Origin of the sequence: Glaciihabitans sp. UYNi722, assembly GCF_040549465.1 — a bacterium.
GTDB lineage: Bacteria > Actinomycetota > Actinomycetes > Actinomycetales > Microbacteriaceae > Lacisediminihabitans.
On record NZ_JBEPTL010000004.1, the window covers coordinates 67,625 to 88,338 of the forward strand.

General features: G+C 58.7%; 33 protein-coding genes and 1 tRNA gene. 3 read left to right on the forward strand and 31 right to left on the reverse strand.

Annotated features, from left to right (window positions below; all coding sequences use genetic code 11):
* Window positions 1–112: 112 nt before the first annotated feature.
* From ABIB56_RS03985 to ABIB56_RS04005, 5 genes are all read right to left on the reverse strand, one after another.
* Window positions 113–1,780 carry a terminase large subunit gene (locus ABIB56_RS03985; protein WP_354567655.1) on the reverse strand — a complete coding sequence of 556 codons (1,668 nt, stop codon included), beginning with the start codon at window positions 1,778–1,780 and terminating at the stop codon, window positions 113–115.
* 13 nt (window positions 1,781–1,793) lie between these two features.
* Window positions 1,794–2,615 (reverse strand): HNH endonuclease signature motif containing protein, encoded by an 822-nt coding sequence (locus ABIB56_RS03990; RefSeq protein WP_354567656.1) that lies wholly within the window; start codon window positions 2,613–2,615, stop codon window positions 1,794–1,796.
* Window positions 2,616–2,706: 91 nt separating this feature from the next.
* On the reverse strand, window positions 2,707–3,222 hold the full coding sequence (locus ABIB56_RS03995) for a phage terminase small subunit P27 family (RefSeq protein ID WP_354567657.1): 516 nt from the start codon (window positions 3,220–3,222) through the stop codon (window positions 2,707–2,709).
* A 111-nt stretch (window positions 3,223–3,333) separates the two neighbouring features.
* Window positions 3,334–3,726 carry an HNH endonuclease signature motif containing protein gene (locus tag ABIB56_RS04000; protein ID WP_354567659.1) on the reverse strand — a complete coding sequence of 131 codons (393 nt, stop codon included), beginning with the start codon at window positions 3,724–3,726 and terminating at the stop codon, window positions 3,334–3,336.
* A 2-nt stretch (window positions 3,727–3,728) separates the two neighbouring features.
* On the reverse strand, window positions 3,729–3,860 hold the full coding sequence (locus ABIB56_RS04005; RefSeq protein ID WP_354567660.1) for a hypothetical protein: 132 nt from the start codon (window positions 3,858–3,860) through the stop codon (window positions 3,729–3,731).
* 60 nt (window positions 3,861–3,920) lie between these two features.
* On the opposite strand from ABIB56_RS04005, the gene ABIB56_RS04010 reads away from it, so the two are divergent.
* A complete protein-coding gene (locus ABIB56_RS04010; RefSeq protein ID WP_354567661.1) occupies window positions 3,921–4,169 on the forward strand; it encodes a hypothetical protein in 249 nt (82 codons plus the stop codon).
* Window positions 4,170–4,543: 374 nt separating this feature from the next.
* Here the strand turns inward: ABIB56_RS04010 and ABIB56_RS04015 are convergent.
* From ABIB56_RS04015 to ABIB56_RS04135, 24 genes are all read right to left on the reverse strand, one after another.
* Window positions 4,544–4,614 (reverse strand) — tRNA-Trp (locus tag ABIB56_RS04015).
* 354 nt (window positions 4,615–4,968) lie between these two features.
* Entirely contained in the window at window positions 4,969–5,667 is a 699-nt protein-coding gene (locus ABIB56_RS04020) for a DUF7341 domain-containing protein (protein WP_354567662.1), read from the reverse strand.
* 282 nt (window positions 5,668–5,949) lie between these two features.
* Window positions 5,950–6,174, reverse strand: a complete 225-nt coding sequence (locus ABIB56_RS04030) for a hypothetical protein (protein WP_354567665.1) — start codon at window positions 6,172–6,174, stop codon at window positions 5,950–5,952.
* 201 nt (window positions 6,175–6,375) lie between these two features.
* Window positions 6,376–6,810, reverse strand: coding sequence for a hypothetical protein (locus ABIB56_RS04035; RefSeq protein ID WP_354567666.1), 435 nt, complete (start codon window positions 6,808–6,810; stop codon window positions 6,376–6,378).
* Window positions 6,807–7,004: a hypothetical protein gene (locus tag ABIB56_RS04040; protein ID WP_354567667.1), complete on the reverse strand. Its 198-nt coding sequence runs from the start codon at window positions 7,002–7,004 to the stop codon at window positions 6,807–6,809. Before ABIB56_RS04040 ends, ABIB56_RS04035 begins: the two co-directional genes overlap by 4 nt.
* The gene (locus tag ABIB56_RS04045; protein ID WP_354567668.1) at window positions 7,001–7,288 is read right to left on the reverse strand and encodes a hypothetical protein; all 288 of its coding nucleotides are present in this window, start codon (window positions 7,286–7,288) and stop codon (window positions 7,001–7,003) included. Before ABIB56_RS04045 ends, ABIB56_RS04040 begins: the two co-directional genes overlap by 4 nt.
* Before the next feature lie 1,056 nt (window positions 7,289–8,344).
* A complete protein-coding gene (locus ABIB56_RS04050; protein ID WP_354567669.1) occupies window positions 8,345–9,772 on the reverse strand; it encodes a DNA cytosine methyltransferase in 1,428 nt (475 codons plus the stop codon).
* Window positions 9,769–10,611: a hypothetical protein gene (locus ABIB56_RS04055; RefSeq protein ID WP_354567670.1), complete on the reverse strand. Its 843-nt coding sequence runs from the start codon at window positions 10,609–10,611 to the stop codon at window positions 9,769–9,771. Before ABIB56_RS04055 ends, ABIB56_RS04050 begins: the two co-directional genes overlap by 4 nt.
* Window positions 10,604–11,470, reverse strand: coding sequence for a PD-(D/E)XK nuclease-like domain-containing protein (locus ABIB56_RS04060; protein ID WP_354567671.1), 867 nt, complete (start codon window positions 11,468–11,470; stop codon window positions 10,604–10,606). The genes ABIB56_RS04055 and ABIB56_RS04060 overlap by 8 nt, the downstream gene beginning before the upstream one ends.
* Window positions 11,467–11,892 carry a RusA family crossover junction endodeoxyribonuclease gene (locus ABIB56_RS04065; protein WP_354567672.1) on the reverse strand — a complete coding sequence of 142 codons (426 nt, stop codon included), beginning with the start codon at window positions 11,890–11,892 and terminating at the stop codon, window positions 11,467–11,469. The genes ABIB56_RS04060 and ABIB56_RS04065 overlap by 4 nt, the downstream gene beginning before the upstream one ends.
* Window positions 11,889–12,188, reverse strand: coding sequence for a hypothetical protein (locus tag ABIB56_RS04070; RefSeq protein ID WP_354567673.1), 300 nt, complete (start codon window positions 12,186–12,188; stop codon window positions 11,889–11,891). The genes ABIB56_RS04065 and ABIB56_RS04070 overlap by 4 nt, the downstream gene beginning before the upstream one ends.
* A 14-nt stretch (window positions 12,189–12,202) precedes the next feature.
* Window positions 12,203–12,370 carry a hypothetical protein gene (locus tag ABIB56_RS04075; protein ID WP_354567674.1) on the reverse strand — a complete coding sequence of 56 codons (168 nt, stop codon included), beginning with the start codon at window positions 12,368–12,370 and terminating at the stop codon, window positions 12,203–12,205.
* Entirely contained in the window at window positions 12,367–12,690 is a 324-nt protein-coding gene (locus tag ABIB56_RS04080) for a DUF4406 domain-containing protein (RefSeq protein WP_354567675.1), read from the reverse strand. The genes ABIB56_RS04075 and ABIB56_RS04080 overlap by 4 nt, the downstream gene beginning before the upstream one ends.
* A complete protein-coding gene (locus tag ABIB56_RS04085) occupies window positions 12,687–13,484 on the reverse strand; it encodes a DNA-methyltransferase (protein WP_354567676.1) in 798 nt (265 codons plus the stop codon). Before ABIB56_RS04085 ends, ABIB56_RS04080 begins: the two co-directional genes overlap by 4 nt.
* Complete coding sequence (locus ABIB56_RS04090; protein WP_354567677.1) at window positions 13,481–13,741, reverse strand: hypothetical protein; 261 nt, start codon at window positions 13,739–13,741, stop codon at window positions 13,481–13,483. Before ABIB56_RS04090 ends, ABIB56_RS04085 begins: the two co-directional genes overlap by 4 nt.
* A 225-nt stretch (window positions 13,742–13,966) precedes the next feature.
* Window positions 13,967–14,302: a hypothetical protein gene (locus ABIB56_RS04095; protein ID WP_354567678.1), complete on the reverse strand. Its 336-nt coding sequence runs from the start codon at window positions 14,300–14,302 to the stop codon at window positions 13,967–13,969.
* The gene (locus ABIB56_RS04100) at window positions 14,299–14,589 is read right to left on the reverse strand and encodes a hypothetical protein (RefSeq protein ID WP_354567679.1); all 291 of its coding nucleotides are present in this window, start codon (window positions 14,587–14,589) and stop codon (window positions 14,299–14,301) included. Before ABIB56_RS04100 ends, ABIB56_RS04095 begins: the two co-directional genes overlap by 4 nt.
* 62 nt (window positions 14,590–14,651) lie before the next feature.
* Complete coding sequence (locus ABIB56_RS04105) at window positions 14,652–15,137, reverse strand: hypothetical protein (RefSeq protein WP_354567680.1); 486 nt, start codon at window positions 15,135–15,137, stop codon at window positions 14,652–14,654.
* Window positions 15,138–15,525: 388 nt separating this feature from the next.
* Window positions 15,526–15,999: an HNH endonuclease gene (locus ABIB56_RS04110; RefSeq protein ID WP_354567681.1), complete on the reverse strand. Its 474-nt coding sequence runs from the start codon at window positions 15,997–15,999 to the stop codon at window positions 15,526–15,528.
* A 67-nt stretch (window positions 16,000–16,066) separates the two neighbouring features.
* Window positions 16,067–16,579, reverse strand: a complete 513-nt coding sequence (locus tag ABIB56_RS04115) for a hypothetical protein (protein WP_354567682.1) — start codon at window positions 16,577–16,579, stop codon at window positions 16,067–16,069.
* A gap of 376 nt (window positions 16,580–16,955) precedes the next feature.
* Window positions 16,956–17,225, reverse strand: a complete 270-nt coding sequence (locus ABIB56_RS04120; protein WP_354567683.1) for a hypothetical protein — start codon at window positions 17,223–17,225, stop codon at window positions 16,956–16,958.
* Between the two features lie 11 nt (window positions 17,226–17,236).
* A complete protein-coding gene (locus ABIB56_RS04125) occupies window positions 17,237–17,707 on the reverse strand; it encodes a hypothetical protein (protein ID WP_354567684.1) in 471 nt (156 codons plus the stop codon).
* Between the two features lie 308 nt (window positions 17,708–18,015).
* Window positions 18,016–18,213, reverse strand: a complete 198-nt coding sequence (locus tag ABIB56_RS04130; RefSeq protein WP_354567685.1) for a hypothetical protein — start codon at window positions 18,211–18,213, stop codon at window positions 18,016–18,018.
* Window positions 18,210–18,434, reverse strand: coding sequence for a hypothetical protein (locus ABIB56_RS04135; RefSeq protein ID WP_354567686.1), 225 nt, complete (start codon window positions 18,432–18,434; stop codon window positions 18,210–18,212). Before ABIB56_RS04135 ends, ABIB56_RS04130 begins: the two co-directional genes overlap by 4 nt.
* A gap of 93 nt (window positions 18,435–18,527) precedes the next feature.
* Here ABIB56_RS04135 and ABIB56_RS04140 point away from each other — a divergent pair, with 93 nt between their 5' ends.
* Window positions 18,528–18,896, forward strand: a complete 369-nt coding sequence (locus tag ABIB56_RS04140; RefSeq protein ID WP_354567687.1) for a hypothetical protein — start codon at window positions 18,528–18,530, stop codon at window positions 18,894–18,896.
* A gap of 20 nt (window positions 18,897–18,916) precedes the next feature.
* Entirely contained in the window at window positions 18,917–19,279 is a 363-nt protein-coding gene (locus tag ABIB56_RS04145) for an ImmA/IrrE family metallo-endopeptidase (RefSeq protein WP_354567689.1), read from the forward strand.
* Here ABIB56_RS04145 and ABIB56_RS04150 read toward each other — a convergent pair.
* On the reverse strand, window positions 19,227–20,435 hold the full coding sequence (locus ABIB56_RS04150; protein WP_354567690.1) for a tyrosine-type recombinase/integrase: 1,209 nt from the start codon (window positions 20,433–20,435) through the stop codon (window positions 19,227–19,229). The genes ABIB56_RS04145 and ABIB56_RS04150 overlap by 53 nt on opposite strands.
* 2 nt (window positions 20,436–20,437) lie before the next feature.
* Window positions 20,438–20,707 (reverse strand): hypothetical protein, encoded by a 270-nt coding sequence (locus ABIB56_RS04155; protein WP_354567691.1) that lies wholly within the window; start codon window positions 20,705–20,707, stop codon window positions 20,438–20,440.
* Window positions 20,708–20,714: the final 7 nt, after the last annotated feature.

Below are 20,714 nucleotides of genomic sequence, written 5' to 3' on the forward strand. Positions count from 1 at the left end.
GTCGGCTAAAACAAAATGTCCTTCGTCCCAGTCGACGAGGATGCCGTCAAAGGCCTCCCCATCGACCAGGGTCACGAGGAACCGTTCACGCTCGGCATCTCGAATTAGTCGGTCACGACGCGCCACTGGAATAGCCTCCTATGACGAGCAGATTGTCGTCTTCGTACTTGCTGCGCTTATTTGGCTCCATGCCGAGAACGAGAGACATGGAGTTGACCGTCGCAGCGATCGCGTCGATCTTCTCCGGCGCGCTGCCCTTATCTGGCTTCACGTTTCCGGCCGCATCCATAGCCACCGTGAAATTGTCAGCCTGCCACCGCACAGCAGGATTCCCGCCATGCCGAAACATCGGCTTCTCATTCGTACCCAGAAGCAGAATGCGCTGCAACTCTTTCGTCGGTGCTGACAACGTGACCAAACCCTGCCGGGTCTTCACCATCGGCGCGCCATCCGCGACAAGATCATTCACCAACTGCGACGAGTTCCACGGGTCATAAGCAATCCCGCGCACGTCGAACGACTCCCGATCCTTGTTGATCTGCATCTGGATGTAGTCATAGTCGGCCACGTTCCCCGGTGTCAACGTCAGAAAACCTTCACGAACCCACACGGTAGCCATACCCGCAGTGCGCTTATCCAACGCCGCAAGGTTCGCCTCCGGGGTCCACAGCCGCCACAGGGCATCAAAGCCACCATCGCCATCAGGGAAAGTCCACGCGAGCGCACACAAGTCCGATGTGGAAGCCAAGTCGAGCCCGCCATAGGCTTGCTTCCCAGCCAGCTTCGACTCGTCAACCATCGAACCATTCCGGTCCCACACCTCGAGATCCAGATACTTGGTCTCCTGCTTCGTCCTCAACCCCAAATGCAAGCGCTGAAACTTCGCCAAATCCGCTGGGGACTGTTGAGCCTCCGCAGCAGCAGACTTCATATACGCCCGCGTAGGCGAAATCCCATAGCCCGGGTTAGCAGACTTCCAAGTAGCCTCCACAAACGGGTCAGAGCCAGCCTCAGCCGCCCACACAACACCATACGAGGATGGGTCCTTGATCGCACCCCGAGCCAACTGCTCGATGTACTCACGCTTCCGGGCATAAATCGTATTCTGCTTACCGCTATCCGCCGTAGTGATAATGCCGATCAGCGGTTGCCGGCGTGAACCCGTACCGGTCTCAAGCGTCTCCACAAGATCCGGGGTCTTATGCACATGCAGCTCATCGACGCAAACGAAATGCAAGTTCGCACCATGCTGCGCATCCGCAACCGACGAAACAACCTCGATGTAGCTACCCGACTTTGGGTGCAACACCTTCTTGCCAACCGTCCTCACATGCTTCTTCAGCGCGGGAGATTTGTCGGCCAGAGTCTTGATCGGATTGAAAACGAACCCCGCCTGACGTTCCGACGTAGCCGCCGTCACAATCTGCGCACCAGGCTCACCATCAGCCGCGAGCATGTAGATCGCTAGACCACCAAGCAACGTCGACTTGCCATTCTTCCGAGGCACATCCACGTACAGTTTGCGGATGATCCGCACATACATGTCGGCGTCGTCATCCCAGATAACCCAGCCAAAAACTGGGGCAAGGATCTCTACCTGCCAAGGATCGGGGATAAGTGGCTGACCACTCCATTGCCCGCTGACGTGTTTGAGCGCACGGAACGCTGCAAGAACTTTGTCTACACGCTCAAATGAGAATTTGGCACCCTTTACGTTTCGAGGCTCAGGGGTCTTGATCCTAGGGGGGCAGTCGGAAAATGGTATTCCGCGCGACTCCATGTACGCGATAACCTCAGGGCTTGGAGCGTTTAGCCGCTTGCTTATATCTCCAGACACTATTGAACGCATCCTTCTTCGAAGTATTGCAACGAGAGCACAGGGCTCGGAGGTTGCCGATCCCGTGGACGCCCCCGCGAGCCAATGGGACTACGTGATCGATGTGCTTCGGGTTGGCTTCGGTGAAGAGAGCCCCGCAGGACGAGCATTCATGGGCATTAGCCAATCGACGGGCATCCTTGTTAGCTATCTTGAACGTCCCATTGCCAGCTCGCCGCGCCCGACGCGTTGCCTCGTTGGCACGACGTTTCTCCGGATTGAGACGTGCCCAGGTAGCCACTGAGAGCGCAATCTGCCCCCGGTTCGACTCTCGATAAGCACGAACGCGATCACCATTCAAGAGGTACCAAGCTTTGCTGGTCGCAGCGATTCGGTCAGCGTTTGCCAGTCGGTAGCGAGTTTGGTACTCGATCAGCTTTTCTCGGTTCGCCCTGTAATAGCTTCGGTTCGACTCTAAGATCACTTCCCGATTCTCCTGATAACGCTGGGCTGAAGCCTCGGCCTGCTCATCACTATGCGCTAGGTAGTAATCTCGCTTCGTTTCTGCATATTGAACGACGTTAGCAGCCACCTTTGCCCGATCCATGCAGCGACCCGAGCAGTAGCGGGTGTCCACCCGCTTAGGCGTGAACACCTCTCGACATTGCAAGCAGGGTTTAGGTTCAGGCGGGAACGGAGATCCGTATCTCTGCCAGCGGTGATAGTGGCCTGAGCACCATGTTCGGCAGAACGAGCGTTTATCGCATCCGTCTATCGAGCATGTAATACTCTTGTTCATATCGACTCCAATCCAGTCGGTCAATCCCCGGCCTGTGCCAACAGGTGCGGGGGCTTCTACTTATTCTATCGCGCAGAGTTGCTAGACGTGCTCAGGCGAAGGGATCACTTTCGTCGTCATCGCCCGACTCCTTGACCGCTAGCTTGTTCTCCGCACTCGGGGTGAAACCAAACTCACCAGCCCACGCCCGCAACTCCTTCGACGCCGCCTCCATGATCGCGATCCACGGGGCACGCACGACACCCTGAGAATTGGCAGCAAGCAGGCCGTAGCCCTCTTGCACAGATTGGTCCCCGTCGATGGTCGACTGGATGACGTTGTGATATTTGTCCGCGAGCTTCTGCGCATCCACCATCCGCTGCCACGTCAACACATATGCGGTGAGCGACGCCCGATCAACAGGCTTGAGTAACTCGAGACGGGCGAGCTCAGGGACCACACGCTCCCACTCAGCACGCGCCTCATCCGGCAACCACTCGGGAGCCTCAGGAGGGAGACGCTTGAACTGCGGAGTCTTCGCAATCTTCCGACCACCAGAATCCGTACCATGACCGCGCCCCTCGATCAGACGAAGAGCCGGCGCTTTCGCAGGACGACCACCAGGCATTGCAGCCTCCTAGAGGTAGTCGATGAACCGAGGGCCAGCATTTCGGAAGGGGGGTCCCAGTTTCGAGACACAACACGTTTCATTGCCGACATGGGCTTCGGTCGCGAAGTGTCAGAGATTTGTTGACCCCTGGGGGTGGCCGAAGCCTCCGTCTTGTCTTGCAGTCTTTGATGCATGACAGCTGTGGCACAGCGCCTGTAGGTTGTTCAGGTCGTATGCGCGTGCACCGGTGCGTCCGCTGCCGTCTACATGGTCTACGTCTGTGCTGCTAGGGCGTGCCCATGCGGGTAGTGCTGCACACTTGGTGGACTCGCATTGTGGGTGTTCGGCTAGGTACTTCTTGCTGAAGCGTGACCACTCTGCGGACCAGCCTCGTTGGTATCCGTTGGGTCTGCGTCTGTCTGTGTCGCGTCGTGCTTCTGCTTCGTGTTCGGCACAGCGTCCGCTGGTTACGAGGACGGGGCAGCCGGTGACTACGCAGAGTGATAGGGGCGAGGTGGGCATGGTCAGATGACGTTCCGTCCGAGTTCACGTATTTGTTCGGACGTGTACGCGCTCATCTCGGTTTCTCGGCGGAAGTAGCCGGCCATGACGGCATCGACTCGTTGCTGTTCGTCGGTGGGCTCGTGAGCGTCCATTGGGGCTCCCATGCAAACAAGGAATTGCGGGGTGTTATGACAAGGTATATGATTGGTGTTATGACAAAACAACTAAGTTATGGGATGGAATCTGCGCTGAACTTACTTACCCTGGCCGGGAAAGTGACGGTTAGGCGTTCGCCAAGCCGCGCATTCAATGAGATCAGCATTCGCACGGCTTCGGCGCTCGAGCGCCGCGGGTGGGTTGATCGGATCTACACAGGACAGTCGGCTGGAACGCTCGTATTGACGGTGGCTGGGCGTCTTGCGGCAGGTGACCTGCCTGACCATGAGTATGACGAGCGCTAGTTCCATGTCGCCAAATGCTCCGAGAACGCCGCTCAAGTCATTCCGCATCCCTGAAGATCTTTACCGCGCGGCGATGGCAAGAGCTGAATCGAAGGGTTCAGATCTCAATAAAGAGATTCGCAGGTTTCTCGAAAGATACGTCAAGCGATCCTGAAAGACAATCCTGACGTGCAGAGAAGCGGGGCTGGGGGACTGGTCGATGTGAGGGGCTTACCCTCTCCACCAGATCCGCTCTCACGGTCAACGTTCAGCGCCGCTATATGCGCTGGCCGTCGTGGTGCTGGTCTTTTTTCTCGCCACGTATTGTCCGGCTCGTGGTTGCCATGGGCGTGCCTATTGAGAGCCAGGCCGAGACCAGCAGACCTGCATGGGCGCCCCGAGTGGTGGAGTCGAACCACCGCCAGAGGGTTTGGAATCCTCTGTGCTGCCGTAACACTTACTCGGAATGGGCCGTTATGCCAGCACGGCGAACACTGTTCTATTCGGTTGTGTCTGCCACCGGTCGGGGTGGAAGTGTGCTGGTCGCGTCCACAACCCAAATGTGGACGCGACCAGGTGCACCCTGATAGGGCGCAGTCAACTCGGGGCGGTCCCTTGGGGTCGCAACTCGAGGACAGGGGTTGCCAGTCGATCGCGCCGTGGAACCCAAGTGGGTGATGTGTGATCGGCGGTCGCTGACAAGTATTTAAATGACGAAGCACCGGTTCCCTGTCAGTTGACATGGTGAACCAGCGCGTCATCAGTATATGTCGTGAATTACATGGTTGTCATTCGATTGTTGTCGGTGTGTCGCGTCCGATTATGCAGTGGCTTTTGTCGCGTCAGCATCATCAATTGCGATCCTGAGCCATCGCATCTGACCTACGCCCTTCCACACTTTGTCGCATGCCTTGCATATCGCGTAAGACTCATTGATGTTGTCCCGCTCTACGGCTATCAAGGTGCGGACACGTTCAACGTCGTCGGGGTCGTCTTGACCGTCCAGTAACTTCAGGCCGATGTTGATCCACTCCTGGCCACAGATCGGGCATGGAGCGGTAATCTCGATCTTCTTCGGCGGGTCGAGGTTGTCGCGTATCGCATCGGCCCAGCCTTCCATGATGCCCGAGTATGCGTCGCGTCTATGGTCGGTCGGGTTGGATGTCTGCCAGAGGGCATACCAGGAGCGGATTATCTGTGTTGGGGTGATGGCCTTGATGGGTGTGCCGCCCGCCTCCATCATCCAGGAGCGGATGCGTCCGTCGATGTCTTCGTAGAGGGTGAATGCGCCCACTGCCATGGGAGTTCTTTCTCGTGCCTGACGGCCACCGCCTGAGCCTCCCATGTTTGACACGATCGCTTCACGCAGCCAGTCGAGCAGTGGCGGGTCGGTGCGACGGAATATGTGCTTGCTGTTACCTTCGCCTTGCCACTCTGCGATGTGTTGTGGCTTCGATAGGGCGTCGAGTGCATTCAGCATCCGCTCGGTTGACGTGAATTTTCGATCTGTGCTCTTCATGCGCTGTCTCTTATCTCGTGGCAGCGGCCACATTGTTCGAGTTGGGTGCCGAATGCGAAAGTTACACGGTGGTCCCATCGGTGGCCGAAGAGTCGGCAGATAAACCGGTTCATGCGCTCAGTCCTTTCCGCAACCGGGCGATGGTGGCCTCAGCAGTTTCGAGAGCGTCGGCTACCGAATCGCAGAACACTGACGATTCGGTGTGCCCCCAATACTTCACATGGTGGCTCTGTCGGGCACGCTCAGCCCCTTTGCGAAGTTCGGCTATTAGTTCGCTGTTATTCATGAGTACCACCGCACCCATCCGTTTGTTTCTTCGGTATCGAGTAGCATCACTGCGGCGATAGCCATCTGTTGCGCATCTGGCTTTCCCCCTACAACGGCTCGCAGCGCATATGCAATGAGGTAATCAATCTCGGCGTGCCCACGCTCGGGATCATTGTCGCCTAAAGCTTTCCGATCTGTCACAGCTTGTAAGAATTGCTCTAGGTTCATATCTTTAGTCACTGTGTGCGCCTTCCTGCGGCTCTGTAACGTTCGAACGGGTATGCGGTGCTGAAACTGTTTCTGTGCTCTCTCCGTCGATCCTCATGCGTGTGGAGTCATCAAACAGGGTTCGGAGTGACCGCACATGTTCCAACGTGTACCCGTCCGTCCCGGGGTACGGGTATCTGGTTCGCGCTTCTGGAGAAGCTTCAGGTATAGCCATCAGTCCTTCGCCTCCCCACGAGCAGCCCGGTACGGGTTGACTGGCAGCGGGTCGGGTATCCATGTGCGGAATCCTTTACGCGTCTCGTAGTCCCAGTGGCCCTTGCGACTTGTTGGGCGATTGATGTCGGCGGCGCTCCATCCTTCGTACCAGGCGTCCGCTACCTGTTTCGTGAGGTCAGCGACCAGAGCTAAGAGATAGTCGATGTCGTCGGGAGCGTGGCCAATAAACTCGCCATTCCGGTCGGCTTCAAATTCTGTGACCATCGGGCGAATCGGGGCTGTCGGGTAGTTGTCACAGAAGATAGAAGCGACGGTGACGATGGAGTCATAAACTGTGCCTCCTGCAATAGATTCGATGTCACCATAGGTCCACGGAGGGCGGGTTATCCCTGCTCGTCGTGCTCGTATCGCGGTGAGGTCGGTGTCGGTCACGGGGTTTCCTTTCTGCCATTGAGTCGTTTGTACGCTTCAGGCGTCAGCAGACGGAGATTTCCGTTTGCCCAGTGCGTCTGAGTATCCTTCTGGCCTTCCGTGTTGGTGATAGGTGATACGGCAACCATCTCGCCGTCATAAATTCCGAACGCGTCAACCAGCAACGCCTCCAGCGGGGTCAAATCCTGGGTCATGCTGCACTCGCTTTCTTCAACGCCATTTCGGCGATCTGTAGTTGCCGCTCCGTGAACGTGTAATTCTTCGCCGGACGGGACACCACAATTCGGGCCGTCCCATTGCTACGAATAATGCCCAACAATTTGTCCGACTCGACGTCGTAAGCCCGCTCCATGACGACAGCGGTTGGGAGGGCGAACCGATCCAACTCAACCCGCCACGTTTCGCACCGGAACAGGAACATCGACAAGTCATAATCGGCTGACATGAACTGCACCACCGGAGGATCAAGCTCCCTCATGACGCCACCGCCTCTTCCGCACACCGGTCACAACCACGAGCAGGACGCCCAGGATGTCTATCGCAGTCGGCGGCCGTGACGATGCCGGGAACGGTGGGCCTGTTTTTCGCCGCCGTGGCGTTCGCTTCGAATTGCTTCCGAGCATCACCACATCGACGGCAGGGGGCATCTGTCCCTTGAGGGTGTTTTTCGCAGAAGGGGGAGGGGTTGGGCGCTTTCCCTTTCCCCTTCTCTTCTACTTCTACTTCCCCTTCTATTGGGCGAGACTTTTCTGAATCTTTCTGAACTTTTCCAGAACGCTTTCCAGGGATCGGGACAACTCCTGATCTATCCGGGATTTCCGTCCTCTTCAGATACGGTGGTTCCTGATGTTCAGACCAATTCACGCACTCGAAATACTTCTTCCCATCGACCTCATACGACGCGATAACACCGGCCATTGTGAGGGCCTGCATCCACCGAGAAACCGTATTAGTATCAACTTCGTCATCCATCGGGAACGTGTCAGCAACGATCAACCGAGGGTCATACCGACCACGCCCATGGTCATCGCAATACCCCCATAATTGGGTCCAGAAGTACCGCAGCGGGATGGGCCAACTGTTGACCTTCTCGGAGGATCGCATCGACGCTCGAAGCATTCTGTCCTGCGCCATCAGTTGCCTCCTTTCATCCGTAGTTCGGCCTCATCAGAAGTGATTTCCAACACATTCCCGGCATCGTCCAAGAGAACCCAACCGAGGGTCATCACCCCGTACTCGCCACGAAACCAACGCCGCGCCGGCCACTCTGATGCTGTTGCGTAGGACGGGGCAGCCCACCCCTCACGGATCGCCTCAGCTGGATGTTCAGTCGCCCACTTGTGACACTCGAGGCCCATCACTTGTAGGTTGCTCACAACGGTTAGGCCGCCCTGGGAACGGTTGATACGGTGGTCGCGTGCTGTTGGACCACAGTCGCGGCGGCACCGAACGCAAACATCGAAATCGCGCAAGGTCGCTAGGTCGTACGCTTCCCTCTGCTCGCGTTCGGATGGTTTCGGTTGCTTCGGGCGGATCATGCGACCAATTCCTTTCTTATCCGTTCCCATGCGATGGTCAGCGCCGCGAATGCTTGGAGTGTGACGACACCGTTCCCGCCAGCCTTGAGCCCCGCATTCCGAACCTTCGATTCCGACCAACCAAGATCCGCATAGATGGCGGGGTCGGTGATCCATCCGTCAGCGCAACCCATCAGCCATTCGGTGAAGCGGGCATTGAGTCGGTGTCGCCCGTTCTTGCCATCCGGGACGGTTGGTGATGGGGCAGGTCGACCGAGCACAGCAGCCCACCGTGAGATCGCAGGCCAATAGTCGTCACCCTTTACGGTTAGCCAATACGGCGACTGGTCCTCGAGCGAATCCCATAACTCGCGGTACTCGCCCGCGCTGTGCGTTTCGAAGGCTGGCTCAAGAAGGACATTCCCTTGCTCATCACCATCGTTATCACGTAGCGCACCGAGGGCATACAGGGTCTCCGTGTTCGACGCACCACGAGACGCGCGAGGTGTGGGCAGCAGCGTCACGTATTCCGCTACAGCATCGAGCTTCGGCAGGTCTTCCTCGGCTATGAAGTTCAGGCCAGTAACAGAAGTTCGGTTGCCTCCGTTTTTGTTCTTCCTGGCCAGATGAGCCTCTGCCGTGCCGCCACCATAGGTAGCGGTAGGTGTCGGCAGCAACGTCACTTCGGTGTTCAGCGGCAGAGTGTTCCGCTCGTACTGTGACGGCCCGCCCGTGTTGCTTCCGTCTTGCGTAGTTGGGGTCGGCATCAACCTCAGGGTCGGGGCAGCGTGTGCTCCACCTGATCCGCTAACGTCGGCTGGTGCCCGCCCTCCTGCCGTTTGTCCGGGTGCTGTGTCCCACCCATTTCCGCCGAGTAAGCGTCGGGCGTGCGCAACAACGAAGACCCGGAATCTGGCATGAGGGGCACCAACATCGGACGCACGAACAGGGACGACTTCCGCATCGAAACCGAGTTCGGAAAGATCCCCGAGAACACGTCCAAGTGCTCGGAGAAAAGGTTCTCCGTTCCCGGAATTTCCCAACAGTCGCGGTTCGGATTCCACATCGCTATCGGCTCTTGCTGAATAGGCACCTTGTACGTTCTCCCAAATCACGATTGATGGTTTGATGATGGCGATCGCTTCACGCATCTGCACCCACAAATTCGAGCGGGTGCCCTCCGTCATGCCCTTACGTTTCCCGGCACCGGACACGTCTTGGCAGGGTGAACCACCGCAGATGATGTCGACTGGTTCAACCTGTGACCAATCAACCTTTGTTATGTCTCCCAAGTTGGGGATACCCGGGAAGTGGTGAGCCAAGATCGCGGAAGGGGCAGCGTCGTACTCGCAAAACCATGCAGTGTCAGCATCGAAGAATTGTTCGACAGCTAAATCGAGGCCGGCGTAGCCAGAAAACAGTGAACCGATTCGCAGCACGCTCATGATCCGACCGGAGCAACGAAGTCAGGATCGGAAGGATCAAGAGGTGGGGCGATTGCGGTGAGGTCTTTCACATCGACGGGCTGCTCGGGGAACTCTCCCTGGACCGTTTTCTCACCACGCCCAATCTCGGAGCCGATGACATTCAGGGTGGCAAGATCACCAGAGGTCCACTTTGCCCGAGGTCGAGCGAGACGGGCTTCGATCTGTTCCGGTGTGACGTTGAACTCACGCGCAAAATAGGCGAGCGCATCCGCAATCCGTTTCGGCATGGGTTGAGTAGTGCCATCCCCGGCCAGGGTGCGCGATGCGATGAGTTCGGCCTCATCACGGAACCACACAGGCAGGAGAGTCAGGATGCATTCACGGAGGGCACGGGCAGCGACGGAGTTGTTGTTGTTCGCAATATCTGACAGGTCAGTAAGGTTCTTGCGACCGCCAGCCTTCATAATCTGGTGAGGCACCACGAACCCACGTGACTGGCGCACATTGTTTTCCTGATCCCACGCCCACGCAAGAACTTCAGAGATCCCCGCCTCATCGTCACGGCGTGTCTCCCGCATGCCGTACTCGACATTCCCGAAGCAGCGGGCCAGTTCTTTAGCCAGATGCACCGTTGACCCTTCGACGCGTCCGCCAGCGCGGGGAACGGAGTAGAAGGCGCGTTGCGCGAGCGACACCTGCGAGCAGGACATGCGCATCTGCTCCACAGCGCGAGACATATCGCGGGGGAAGTCCTGTGCGACCCGGACGGCTGCGGCTACTTCGGCAACAGCGCGGGCCTGTTCCACGGCGGTTGCTTGTGAAGCGGTGCGATCGTTGGGGAGTGCGATGTCATTCATTGGGGTAGTCCTCTTCGTGCTGGAAAATGAGCCAGGTAGGTGGTGATAGGAGTTGCACATCGGTGGCGTAGCCGGGCCACACACCGGAGGTAATGCATTCGGCGTAAGCCTTTCGGGCGTGGGCTGATTTTGTGGCACCCATCGCAGTCCAGATCGTCGGCAACTGATAGACGCCTACGAGGTATGGAGGTTCTTTCTCGACGGCGACGAATACCATCTCTGGTTCCATCCCGTACGGCATCGGCCCGGTGACCGTGTTGAGGGCGTCGAGGTACCACTGACGTTGCACGTCGTACCCGTAATCCGCGATAGAACGGGTGAACCCGCGAGGGGAAGCATCCCGAGCTGTTTTCAGGTCCACCGCGACACGACGTCGTTCGCCTTGATCGGGGAGGTAATCGAACCTCGCACGAACCTCAACACCTTCGATCGTGGCAAACACAGAAGATTCCGCGGTCCCGGGCTGATCGAATAGCGCCCGGGCGGAAGGGTGCGCGAGAACTGATTCTGCTTGCGAGTCGATCGGTTCGAACTCCTCCAACTTGAGGGGAACCTTCCCCTCTGCACGAGCTTCCGCAATGAACGCTTTCGCCGCCGTCGTGGACGCGGCACCGTTGCTCGCCAGAATCTCCGCAGGGATGACGACAGCCTCATAACCGGTACCGAGGACCTTCGAGTGCACAGCTGTCCCCACGTCGAACTTTTTCGATGGGGCGACGAGCGGCGGGTGGTCTTTCTTCCACCGGTATTTCGCGGGGGAGTCGAGGATCAACCGTGCTTCGGTGGATGAAAGCTCGGGACGGGAATGGTAGGTTGCCTCATCCATTTCGGGGATGATCCCGGTCATGTCGCCGCTCATGCCAGTACCTCGATGGTGATGTGACATCCGGCTTGCTGACCGGGTTGTGTCCACCGTTTGCTGGTCTCGACGGTGGTAACAAATTTGTCGTCTTTCAACAGGCCACCCTGGACGATCCCGTCAAGCGTGGAGCGGAGCAACTTATCGAGGTCCCCCACTCGCAGTGAGGTTGGGTAGTCGTCGTGGTTGTGTTTCGGTTTCACAATCAGGAACCGGGTGGTGACCGTCACAGCAGTGTCGATCGCATCAAACCGGGCCGGGAAATCGACAGCAGATTCTGTTGCAACCATCACCGCGGCAGTCCATGGGGCAACCCGTTTCGAGGACTCGATCAGAATTCCTCTGCCGGTTCTGGTGAGTCCCACAAACCGTTTAGACCCTTTCGGGGCAGGATCGCCGGGAACAAAATATTGGTACATCATTCGGTCACCGGTGCGTCATCGAGGATCTCGAACGTCCACCCGGAATCGACCCACAGGCTGTATCGGGTGAGGTGGCTGACCCAGCTGGGCGACGTGGGCAGCTGGTCGGCCTCGATGACGATCAAGGCATAGGGGCTCTTCTCTTTCGAAACCCGTCCGACGATGACGGTTTCTCCGAGGGTCGCCCGAATGTGTGTCCCTGTCGCTGGGCGGTTCAGGACGCCCGAGATGGTGCGTTCTTTGACGATCTCCGGTACGTGTACGGTGCCGGTTTCGGGAATGTAGATAGTGCTCATGGGGATGTTGCCTTTCAGATTGTTGGGAGTTGGTGGTTGCTGATTTCGGGGTGGAGGGCAGCATTGACGGTCAGAAAAATCCATACGAGGAGCGCTACCGCCCCGTAACAGATCACGGTGGGGATGATGATTGCTGCCACCCAGAAGAGGACCAGTTCGAGGCCATGCGCCTTCTCGGTCATGAGGCCTTCACCTTCATCCATTCATCGAGGGGTCGAATATCGAGCCCTAACGCTTCTGCGACGGTTACCTCGAGGTTTGCGCCATTGGAGGTTTGCCAGCCCGGGAGGAGGCACACAGCGTCACTGTCAATGACCATTCGGAGGGCGTGGCGCATGTACCAGTCCCAGGGTTGAGGTGCACCGGTCGTGTTGTGCTGTTCCGAATCGGCTGGGCATAAGGCGGTCAGGCCTCGAGCGGTGAGGTGGGTTTCGGCGTCCCGGAATGCGGGGTAGTTGAAGTCTGGAAGACCTGTCATTGGTCCGGCTATGTAGACCTTCATGCGAGCGCCCCGAAGTCGAATCGCTCCTGCGCTGTCACTGGAACCAGCTGTGTCTGCTCAGACTCGAGGCGATGAGCGGCAGCTTCACAATGCTTCTCGTCGCGCTCTATCAGGATCGCTTTGCGGCCCAGCCTTTTAGCCGCAACTCCTGTTGTCCCGGAGCCTGCGACGGGATCAAGGATCGTCTCTCCAAAATCGGTGAATTGGTTGATGAGCGAGCCCATGAGGGCGAGTGGCTTCTGTGTTGGATGCACTCGCTCAGACTTGTCGGCGCGCGCACGATTTAGGACTATTGGAACGTCCCAGACGGCGTGCGCCCCGCCACCATTCCAACGCTTGCGTCCTGTGGGGTGGCAGATAGTTAGCGATTCAAACCCGGTCGCTGGACGATCGCCAGAGAACTGCGGGGTTGAACCTCTCTTTATCCATGCGCCGGTACGCACATAATCCAGCCCATTGTCTTCTAGCGCTTCAGCCCAGAGGTGCGCACCCTCCGTGTCACTGAAAACGATTACCCACCGCGAGGTAACTCGTGCTGCCTCAGCCGCCAGGAACGCCCGGAATTCATCGGTTAGATGGGTGAATCCGAGATCCACATTGCGGCGAAAGTCTGCACCATATTTTCCACCGCGATCGTTGTCGCGCATCACTCGCGAACGAGCAGCACCGTGAACATGCTCAGAATAGGGAGGATCGGCAATGAAGTGATCAACATGCTCGATAGTAGGGAGCAGATCCAGCGCATCGCCCAGGTACAGCGTCACCAGTTCGTCGGAGTAATACGGTGCAGTCATGCTCTCCTCCATAAGGTGATGCCCCGGTTGGTTCCTTTCGGGAACGTGGTCGCCTCCGTGTCGCCATCCACAATGACTTCGAAGATTTGGGCCGTTTCGCGGATCAGAGTCCCCGTGTATTCGGCTTCCTCATCAGGGTCACGGCTGAGAATGCGCCACAGGGTGACATGTTCCTGCCCAAGGGTCATGGCGGTCAGGGCGGCATGCTCAGCGAACATGCTCATGATTGTTGGCATCGGGTCAGGATCGGTGCTCATCGGACGCCTTCGATCAGGTGCCCGACCAGCAGGCCCGCAGCAACCAACAGGAGGGCAGCAGTGAGGCGCATACACCACCACTGGACGATTGCGTGAGTGTCACGCCTATACGAAGTGCGGTGGGTCATTTCTTTTTCCTCCATGGTTCAGAAGCCATCCACACCCATAACCCCGTCAGGAGAAACGAAGCAGGGAGAGCAATATGGGCGGGGATCGTGTCGTAGGTCACCAGGTCACCGCGATTGTGTATTCGTGCTGGGTACCGCGAGGAACTTCCGCGTTCAGGACGGACAGCAGACCGTCTTTGGCGAGTTCTCCCGCTCTTTTGCGGGGTGATTCATAGTGGACGGCAGGCCAGCCGTTCTGTTCGGCGCGTACCCGGTACAGGTCGTTCAACTCCGACCCGGTCACAATCAACTCCTGACGCACCAGAATGAGGACCGCGTCACGTACCGCCCTGATCGTCGCCTGTGATCGGTCACCGGCCAGATGCGACGACCAAGGATCATCCCTGCCCGTGCGGGCAGTGTCGCCAGCCATAGCAATCTGCTGGCCGGTCATGATGCGTCGCCAATGAAGTAGACATGCAACTTCACCACGCCGTTGAACAGAACATCGGCGCTCAGATGGCCGCGATGCTCCTGCACTGGTACAGCGTTGATGGCAGCGAAGGATCGAAGGTCAAGTTCGGAAGCGGTACTGACAATGAATTCTCGTTCCAAGTGCGGATACTTCTCCACCGGGGCTGCGGGGGACTCTATGAAATCCGCGAGGGCTCTGAACCCTGCCGCGATCTCCGCTTCCGGGATCGCAGGGGGTGCTTTATAATTGCTTCCAGTGGTTGTCATGTGAGTGCCTTCCGCTAATGCCTCGGAGCCGACCTCCGAGGCTTTCCTTTTTGTGGGTGTGGTTAGACGGTCGCGAGCATGTTGCTGATCGCGCACGACACTGTTTCCGGATCCGGGGTTGTCGAAGTAGTGCCGGTCAGTTCCTTGAACAGGGCGATGATTTCCCAGGCGAGGTCGATCTTGAACTTGGCCGCGTTGGCCGCGTTGGCCGCGGAGGCCACGTAGGCCACGGAGGCCGCGTTGGCCGCGGAGGCCGCGGAGGCCGCGTAGGTCGCGTAGGCCGCGTTGGTCGCGTTGGCCGCGGAGGCCGCGGAGGTCGCGGAGGTCGCGGAGGTCGCGTAGGTCGCGTTGGCCGCGGAGGTCGCGTTGGTCGCGGAGGTCGCGTAGGTCGCGTAGGTCGCGTAGGCCGCGTAGGCCGCGGAGGTCGCGTAGGCCGCGTAGGCCGCGTAGGCCGCGGAGGCCGCGGAGGCCGCGTAGGCCGCGGAGGCCGCGGAGGCCGCGGAGGCCGCGGAGGCCGCGGAGGCCGCATTCTCCTCAGTTGGGTTCAATGCCCACCGTTCAGCCGCAACGATCGCAGGCAACGCAGTTCCGGTACGGTCCAGATGAACAACTTTCCGAGCAGCCAACACAGCGATACGCGTGTACACCTGTCGGAGTTGCAGATCTGTCAACGTATGGTTCGTGGTCCCCACCGTTGCATGACCCAAATCGAGGGCAACAATCGAATTTTTGGGAGATAGAAACCCGTCCGAATCAGCTAGGTCATCATTGATATCCTGCACAATTTTGGACAACACCGTGTCTGAACAGGACGGGTAATCGGTGATCGTCGTGTCACCGTTCTCCCAACTGATCAAATTCATAGCGCAGCCCTTGCCGGAACCCTTTTCGTGAGAACCTCGGGCGAGCGTCAGCGGGTGCAGGATTGCGTCGTCATCAAACATTTTGGGTTCTCCTTTGAATGCCGCGAACAGTGCGGCTGATAGTTGACATATGCGCGTTGTAAAGTCGTGCTATTGAATGAAACGATTCGCCCGCCGCATGGCGCGTCTTCCAGTCGGCCACTTCGGCATCCGAGTACTTGGCGGACCAATCACGTTCTCCAAGCCCCTGTTTCGGGTGACGGCCGCGATCCGCACAATCCTGAATGTTCTGGCTTCGGGTGCCTACGTAGATGTGCGCCGGGTTGACGCAGGGCGGGTTATCGCAGGTATGACATACGTCCAGCCCAGGTCGAACATCCATGCCTTCGCGGATTGCGGCTGCTCGGTTGGCGGGGATCTGTTTCCCTCCGATGTTGAATCGTCCGTAGCCTTGGGGTGAGCGCCAGCCCTGCCATTCCCAGCATTCGTCCGGATCGCCCGGAGTGACGAACCTCGCCCACCGTTCGTTCTCGGTGATGATGTTCATTAGGTTCCTTACTTTTGTGGGTGAGTGCTCGAGCGCCGATCTGTGAGCGCACGCCCGAGCCGGGTTGTTACTTCTCTTCCCGAATGCGGGCGATGGTGAAGACGGTTGCGCCGAGGAGTAGCAGTGCAAGTCCGCCGGCCAGCCAGTACACGGTTGTTTCTGGTGTGCCGGTGGAGGCGAGAGCCTTGACGGTCGGTGCCGTTTTTGCGGCCACGAGGTTAGGGGTGATGACAGCCGCCGCGGTCGGTGGTGTCACGACGGGGAGGACGATCGCAGGCGGGGTCACTACCGGAGGTGTCACAACGACCGGGGGATCTACCGGGGGAATCCCGCATTCCGGGGCTGTGACGAATCGCCAGGAGATGACGACTCCCGAATCTTCTGGGTGCCCGTCGACCAGCGTCAGGAATCCGTCAGCCCTTAGTGCGTCGAGGGCTGCCTGACTCGGGTACGTGTCGACCTGCGACACGGTGCCGCACACCTGAGTTGCTTCGGTGATCGCCGGTTGCGGCCACGTCACATTGTCAGCGGTTCCCCCGTTCGGGAGCGTCCACCAACCCTCGACCGGTGATGAGGTCATTGAAGTCTGGGAGGTCACCGGGGGAGAAGTAACCGGTGCTACGGTGGTCGGGACCGACGCGGCGGGCAACGCCGGTGAGGGTGTACCCGTCCCGGCATTCGGGGTCACTGACTTCGAGACTTCCCCAGAATTGGGGGATGATGGTGCGATCGACGGCGTTGAGGCGATTGGTGTCGAGATGTCTGGCGATGGTGTGCCTCCTGAAAGGTCGTCTGCGAATGCGGGTACAGCCCCGCCGATAGTGAGAGCCAACGCGATCGACGCGCAAACCAACGTTTTGTGCTTCATTGAGTGCCTTCCGTTAGATGGGTTGAGGGGGTATGTGCGACGCCGGGGATCGAACCCGGAACAGCCCTGATTGCCTCGCCGCTTTTCGTTAGCCGTAGCCGTTGCCGTTGCCGTCGCCGTAGCCGTAGCCGTTGCCGTTGCCGTCGCCGTAGCCGTAGCCGTCGCCGTTGCCGTCGCCGTAGCCGTAGCCGTTGCCGTTGCCGTTGCCGTTGCCGTCGCCGTAGCCGTAGCCGTTGCCGTAGCCGTAGCCGTTGCCGTCGCCGTAGCCGTAGCCGTCGCCGTCGCCGTAGCCGTTGCCGTAGCCGTCGCCGTTGCCGTTGCCGGTGCCGTCGCCGTAGGTGGCTGTTACGGACTCCACGTCCGCGATCACTACGCCCACGCACCCGCAGTGACATTGATGCGAGCAACCACAGTGAGCTTCGGGATTCGGACAGTCCCGTACAGGTCTGACTTCGTTTTGTCAGTCGGACCGGAAGCCAGTTCGCCGAGACCCTTCGTGGTACCCCAAATGCGGATGTTGCGCGCATCGGTGATCACCAAATCGTCACCGTCTTCATGCACTGCGCCGACGAAAATCCAGCCACGCTGACCAACAACGATCTGCGTTTCGCTTGCATCGATGGTGACCTGATCGGCGCGAACATAATCGACACCATCAATGCTGATTGTTTTGATTGCCATGCGTTTCCTTCTCTCTTGTTGGGTGAGGGCCAGCACGCCGATCTGTGAGCGCACGCACTGGCTGGTTGTTGCTGCACCGCGTATCTCGCGGCCTGACAACAGGCACTCGTCAACGCTGGGGACCGCACTCATCCCGCCTACACGTTCCGTAAAGGCCATCCGTTTCTTCGACAGCCCCGTTACCGAGTGCACCTACCACCGACCTCGCTTGTAAGGCGTCACGGCTTCGGCTACTGCCCACTGTGGAGTTATCAAGGTGCGATGGTTCGAGTGCTTGCCGTGCCGGACTGTGAGGGCAGGGGAAGCGGGTACAGCGATAGGAGATCGAAGCGGTTCGGGCGAACTTCGATCAGGAGCGAGAGACGGTTACTGCTTCATCGGTTGCGTCCACGAGATCCGACCAACACAAGTCAGATTCCGGTAGACGAGAGACACGGCGGTAGGGGTACCAGGAGGCGGAGACGGGATCATGCGCTTTTCCGTTCGGCTGGCAGAGAGCTCAACCACCGCTGCGCTTCAGTGCGGGTGATGATCGGTTTCGAGTTCGGGTACGACGGGACGAGATTGCCCTCGGCTATGTGTTTCCGCACCGTGTCGATGGACAGGTCTACGGCGATCGCCAGGTTAGGAATTGAGTAGGCGAGCTTGTCGAGTTCTGCGGTCATGCCGCAACCCCTTTCATGAGCGTCTCGGGGCGGATACGCAAAAAGCCACCCACAGCGACTAGTTCGGCCATGTCGAAGGACTCGGTTCCGTTGAGTCGTTCTGTGAGGTCGGGCAGGTCGATGTGGGTGGCTTCTGAAACTATTTCGGGGGTGGTGCCGGTGGTTGTCATCGCTTCGCGGATGTTCGCGGCGACGGTCTGGGAGGTTCTTCTTGCTTGCATAAGTGAAAGACTACATGTCACTAGTGACGTGTGCAAGCTTGTGCGGAACTATTTTCTGGCAAATATGGGTTTTCATGCGTCTAAAATGGTGCCGTGAACTACGAAACAGACATCGTCAACAAAGCAACCGCGCTCGTGCTGGCTGGCGCGGTCAAAACTGCCGAGTTGAATCAAGAGAAAATTGCCGCGATAACGGGTATCTCCATCACAACCGTTCAAAGGCTTTTCAAGCAGACGACTCTCAGCATGAAGGTGCCGCAGTTCGTCGCGATCGCGATTGCATGTAAGCGAGACCCCGCCGAGCTGCTGGCAGAGGTACTGCAGCATGCTGAGCGAATGTCGCAGGGTGATGCGACGGTGGTCCCATTCCCGAAGCCAAAGACCGCTGAGGAGATAGACCAATACCAGGAGAAACGTGCCGCGAGTCCATTCAATGAAGAAGCGGACGCGTCAGACTGGTAAACCAATCGCGGGGGTGATTGATGTACGACCCATACGACCATGCGGAGACACTCGGCATTGAGGTGGTGCACCGTCGCATCCGGACAGCGAACGGGTTGTGGTTCCCGGAGCACAACATGATCGTCATCCGCGAAGGAATGAAAGCCGTGTGGGATCGTTCGACGTTGGCACACGAGATCGCGCATGCCGCGTTAGGTCATTGTGATGACAGGCCGAAGCATGAAGTGATGGCCGACCGGTACGCGGCAGAGAACCTCATCGACGTGTCGGAACTACACGAGGTACGGCGGTGGGCGCCGGACAGTGCCCGGCTCGCGCATGAGCTCGGAGTTACGACTCGACTGCTGCGAGTGTGGTTGAACGTCCACCAGATAGCGAGCTGAACTGCTCCGAGAACTGCTCCATCGCCGCGCGTAGTCGCACCAGGTCGCCTTTGGTCCTATAGGCGCGGGTCATGGTCACGTTGGAGTGACCGACGATCAGGGAGATGAGGTCTTCGGGGACGCCGGATGCGTAGAGCAGGTCGACGGCGGTGTGTCGGAGGTCGTGGACGGTGACGTTCTTCTCAATTTTCAATGCTTTGAGGATGGCGCGCCAGTTCTCCCAATCTTTCGCCGGGTCGATCGGCTTCCCGTTGAGGGTGAACAGCAACCCCCACGGGTTCGGAGGTCGGGCGACCATGTGTCGTTCGAGGATTGTTTTCAGTGGATCCACGAGTGGGATGATCCGCGGTTTCGTTTTCGGCCGTGTGAGGTACAGCCCACCCGTGAGGTGCCGGTGCTCGAAGTCGACAGGGACGGCCGGCACACCAGTGTGATCAGTGAGGGGGAGACGCTGCGTTTGCCAGGCAAGGTCGATGACATCTGTCACACGGTTGATCTCAATGCCGAGCACTTCCCCCTGCCGCGCACCCGTAAGGAGGGCGGTGGCCCACCGTGCGCCCATATCCGGGTCGCGGGACACATACTCGAGCACGGCGAGAGCTTCGATGATGTTGAACGCTTCACGGGGCGCTGATGACTTCCGGGGTGCGTCGGTGAGGTCGGCAGGGTTCCTCCCGATGCGTCCCTCTTGCACAGCCACTTTCAGCGACACAGCCATGGTCCGGTGCGCGAGCAGAGCGTAGGTGGAGGAGAGTCCCTGGTCGTTGGTGATGCGGTCGTGGACTCGGCGGATGTGCGCGGCGGTGAGCTTGTCCAGCTTCACTGTTCCGATCGCGGGGATGATGTGCTGGAACACGACGGACTTGTAACCGGCGAGCGTGTTCGGGCGAACCTTCTTCGACACGATCGCTTCGTACCAGTAGGTGAACCACTGCTCCACCGTTTGGTTCTTCGTGGGCAGGTCGCCGCGGGTTTTCAACTCTCGTCGTTTCGCATCCAGTTCGGTGAGCAGGTCGGCTTTGTTCTTCCGCCTGATCGTGACCCGGCGTCGTTTCCCGTCCGGGGAGGGGAGCTCTATCGTGCCCGTCCAGTATTGGAGCTTCTGCGTTTTGTCCGCCGGTACACGGAAGACCGCGCCTTCACCCTTGCCTCGCATGGCTATTCCGGATCCTCGGCGGTCGTCACGAGCCAATATCGAAATGCCTCACCCCGGCGTGACGGACCGTCTGAGTAGATGTCTTCGAGGCTCAGATTCTTGTTCGTGAATCCGACAGGGCCGGGCACCTGGTGGGTTGACCCAATCTCGTTATTCCATGGGAATTTCCAGTAGTGCGGGTCTTTGACAATCGCGACTCGTTCGCCGTTTTTGAACGCCTTCTCGAATGCGCGCTTATCTACCCGCTGGATAATCACCGGTCCGCTGCTCATGCTGTCC

Excerpts from the sequence above, each read along its gene's own strand:
- ABIB56_RS03985 (WP_354567655.1), bottom strand. The coding sequence starts at position 1,780 with ATGGAGTCGCGCGGAATACCATTTTCCGACTGCCCCCCTAGGATCAAG.
- ABIB56_RS03990 (WP_354567656.1), bottom strand. The coding sequence starts at position 2,615 with ATGAACAAGAGTATTACATGCTCGATAGACGGATGCGATAAACGCTCG.
- ABIB56_RS03995 (WP_354567657.1), bottom strand. The coding sequence starts at position 3,222 with ATGCCTGGTGGTCGTCCTGCGAAAGCGCCGGCTCTTCGTCTGATCGAG.
- ABIB56_RS04000 (WP_354567659.1), bottom strand. The coding sequence starts at position 3,726 with ATGCCCACCTCGCCCCTATCACTCTGCGTAGTCACCGGCTGCCCCGTC.
- ABIB56_RS04005 (WP_354567660.1), bottom strand. The coding sequence starts at position 3,860 with ATGGACGCTCACGAGCCCACCGACGAACAGCAACGAGTCGATGCCGTC.
- ABIB56_RS04010 (WP_354567661.1), top strand. The coding sequence starts at position 3,921 with ATGACAAAACAACTAAGTTATGGGATGGAATCTGCGCTGAACTTACTT.
- ABIB56_RS04020 (WP_354567662.1), bottom strand. The coding sequence starts at position 5,667 with ATGAAGAGCACAGATCGAAAATTCACGTCAACCGAGCGGATGCTGAAT.
- ABIB56_RS04040 (WP_354567667.1), bottom strand. The coding sequence starts at position 7,004 with ATGACCCAGGATTTGACCCCGCTGGAGGCGTTGCTGGTTGACGCGTTC.
- ABIB56_RS04045 (WP_354567668.1), bottom strand. The coding sequence starts at position 7,288 with ATGAGGGAGCTTGATCCTCCGGTGGTGCAGTTCATGTCAGCCGATTAT.
- ABIB56_RS04050 (WP_354567669.1), bottom strand. The coding sequence starts at position 9,772 with ATGAGCGTGCTGCGAATCGGTTCACTGTTTTCTGGCTACGCCGGCCTC.
- ABIB56_RS04055 (WP_354567670.1), bottom strand. The coding sequence starts at position 10,611 with ATGAATGACATCGCACTCCCCAACGATCGCACCGCTTCACAAGCAACC.
- ABIB56_RS04060 (WP_354567671.1), bottom strand. The coding sequence starts at position 11,470 with ATGAGCGGCGACATGACCGGGATCATCCCCGAAATGGATGAGGCAACC.
- ABIB56_RS04065 (WP_354567672.1), bottom strand. The coding sequence starts at position 11,892 with ATGATGTACCAATATTTTGTTCCCGGCGATCCTGCCCCGAAAGGGTCT.
- ABIB56_RS04070 (WP_354567673.1), bottom strand. The coding sequence starts at position 12,188 with ATGAGCACTATCTACATTCCCGAAACCGGCACCGTACACGTACCGGAG.
- ABIB56_RS04075 (WP_354567674.1), bottom strand. The coding sequence starts at position 12,370 with ATGACCGAGAAGGCGCATGGCCTCGAACTGGTCCTCTTCTGGGTGGCA.
- ABIB56_RS04080 (WP_354567675.1), bottom strand. The coding sequence starts at position 12,690 with ATGAAGGTCTACATAGCCGGACCAATGACAGGTCTTCCAGACTTCAAC.
- ABIB56_RS04085 (WP_354567676.1), bottom strand. The coding sequence starts at position 13,484 with ATGACTGCACCGTATTACTCCGACGAACTGGTGACGCTGTACCTGGGC.
- ABIB56_RS04090 (WP_354567677.1), bottom strand. The coding sequence starts at position 13,741 with ATGAGCACCGATCCTGACCCGATGCCAACAATCATGAGCATGTTCGCT.
- ABIB56_RS04095 (WP_354567678.1), bottom strand. The coding sequence starts at position 14,302 with ATGACCGGCCAGCAGATTGCTATGGCTGGCGACACTGCCCGCACGGGC.
- ABIB56_RS04100 (WP_354567679.1), bottom strand. The coding sequence starts at position 14,589 with ATGACAACCACTGGAAGCAATTATAAAGCACCCCCTGCGATCCCGGAA.
- ABIB56_RS04110 (WP_354567681.1), bottom strand. The coding sequence starts at position 15,999 with ATGAACATCATCACCGAGAACGAACGGTGGGCGAGGTTCGTCACTCCG.
- ABIB56_RS04115 (WP_354567682.1), bottom strand. The coding sequence starts at position 16,579 with ATGACCTCATCACCGGTCGAGGGTTGGTGGACGCTCCCGAACGGGGGA.
- ABIB56_RS04125 (WP_354567684.1), bottom strand. The coding sequence starts at position 17,707 with ATGGCCTTTACGGAACGTGTAGGCGGGATGAGTGCGGTCCCCAGCGTT.
- ABIB56_RS04130 (WP_354567685.1), bottom strand. The coding sequence starts at position 18,213 with ATGACCGCAGAACTCGACAAGCTCGCCTACTCAATTCCTAACCTGGCG.
- ABIB56_RS04135 (WP_354567686.1), bottom strand. The coding sequence starts at position 18,434 with ATGCAAGCAAGAAGAACCTCCCAGACCGTCGCCGCGAACATCCGCGAA.
- ABIB56_RS04145 (WP_354567689.1), top strand. The coding sequence starts at position 18,917 with ATGTACGACCCATACGACCATGCGGAGACACTCGGCATTGAGGTGGTG.
- ABIB56_RS04150 (WP_354567690.1), bottom strand. The coding sequence starts at position 20,435 with ATGCGAGGCAAGGGTGAAGGCGCGGTCTTCCGTGTACCGGCGGACAAA.
- ABIB56_RS04155 (WP_354567691.1), bottom strand. The coding sequence starts at position 20,707 with ATGAGCAGCGGACCGGTGATTATCCAGCGGGTAGATAAGCGCGCATTC.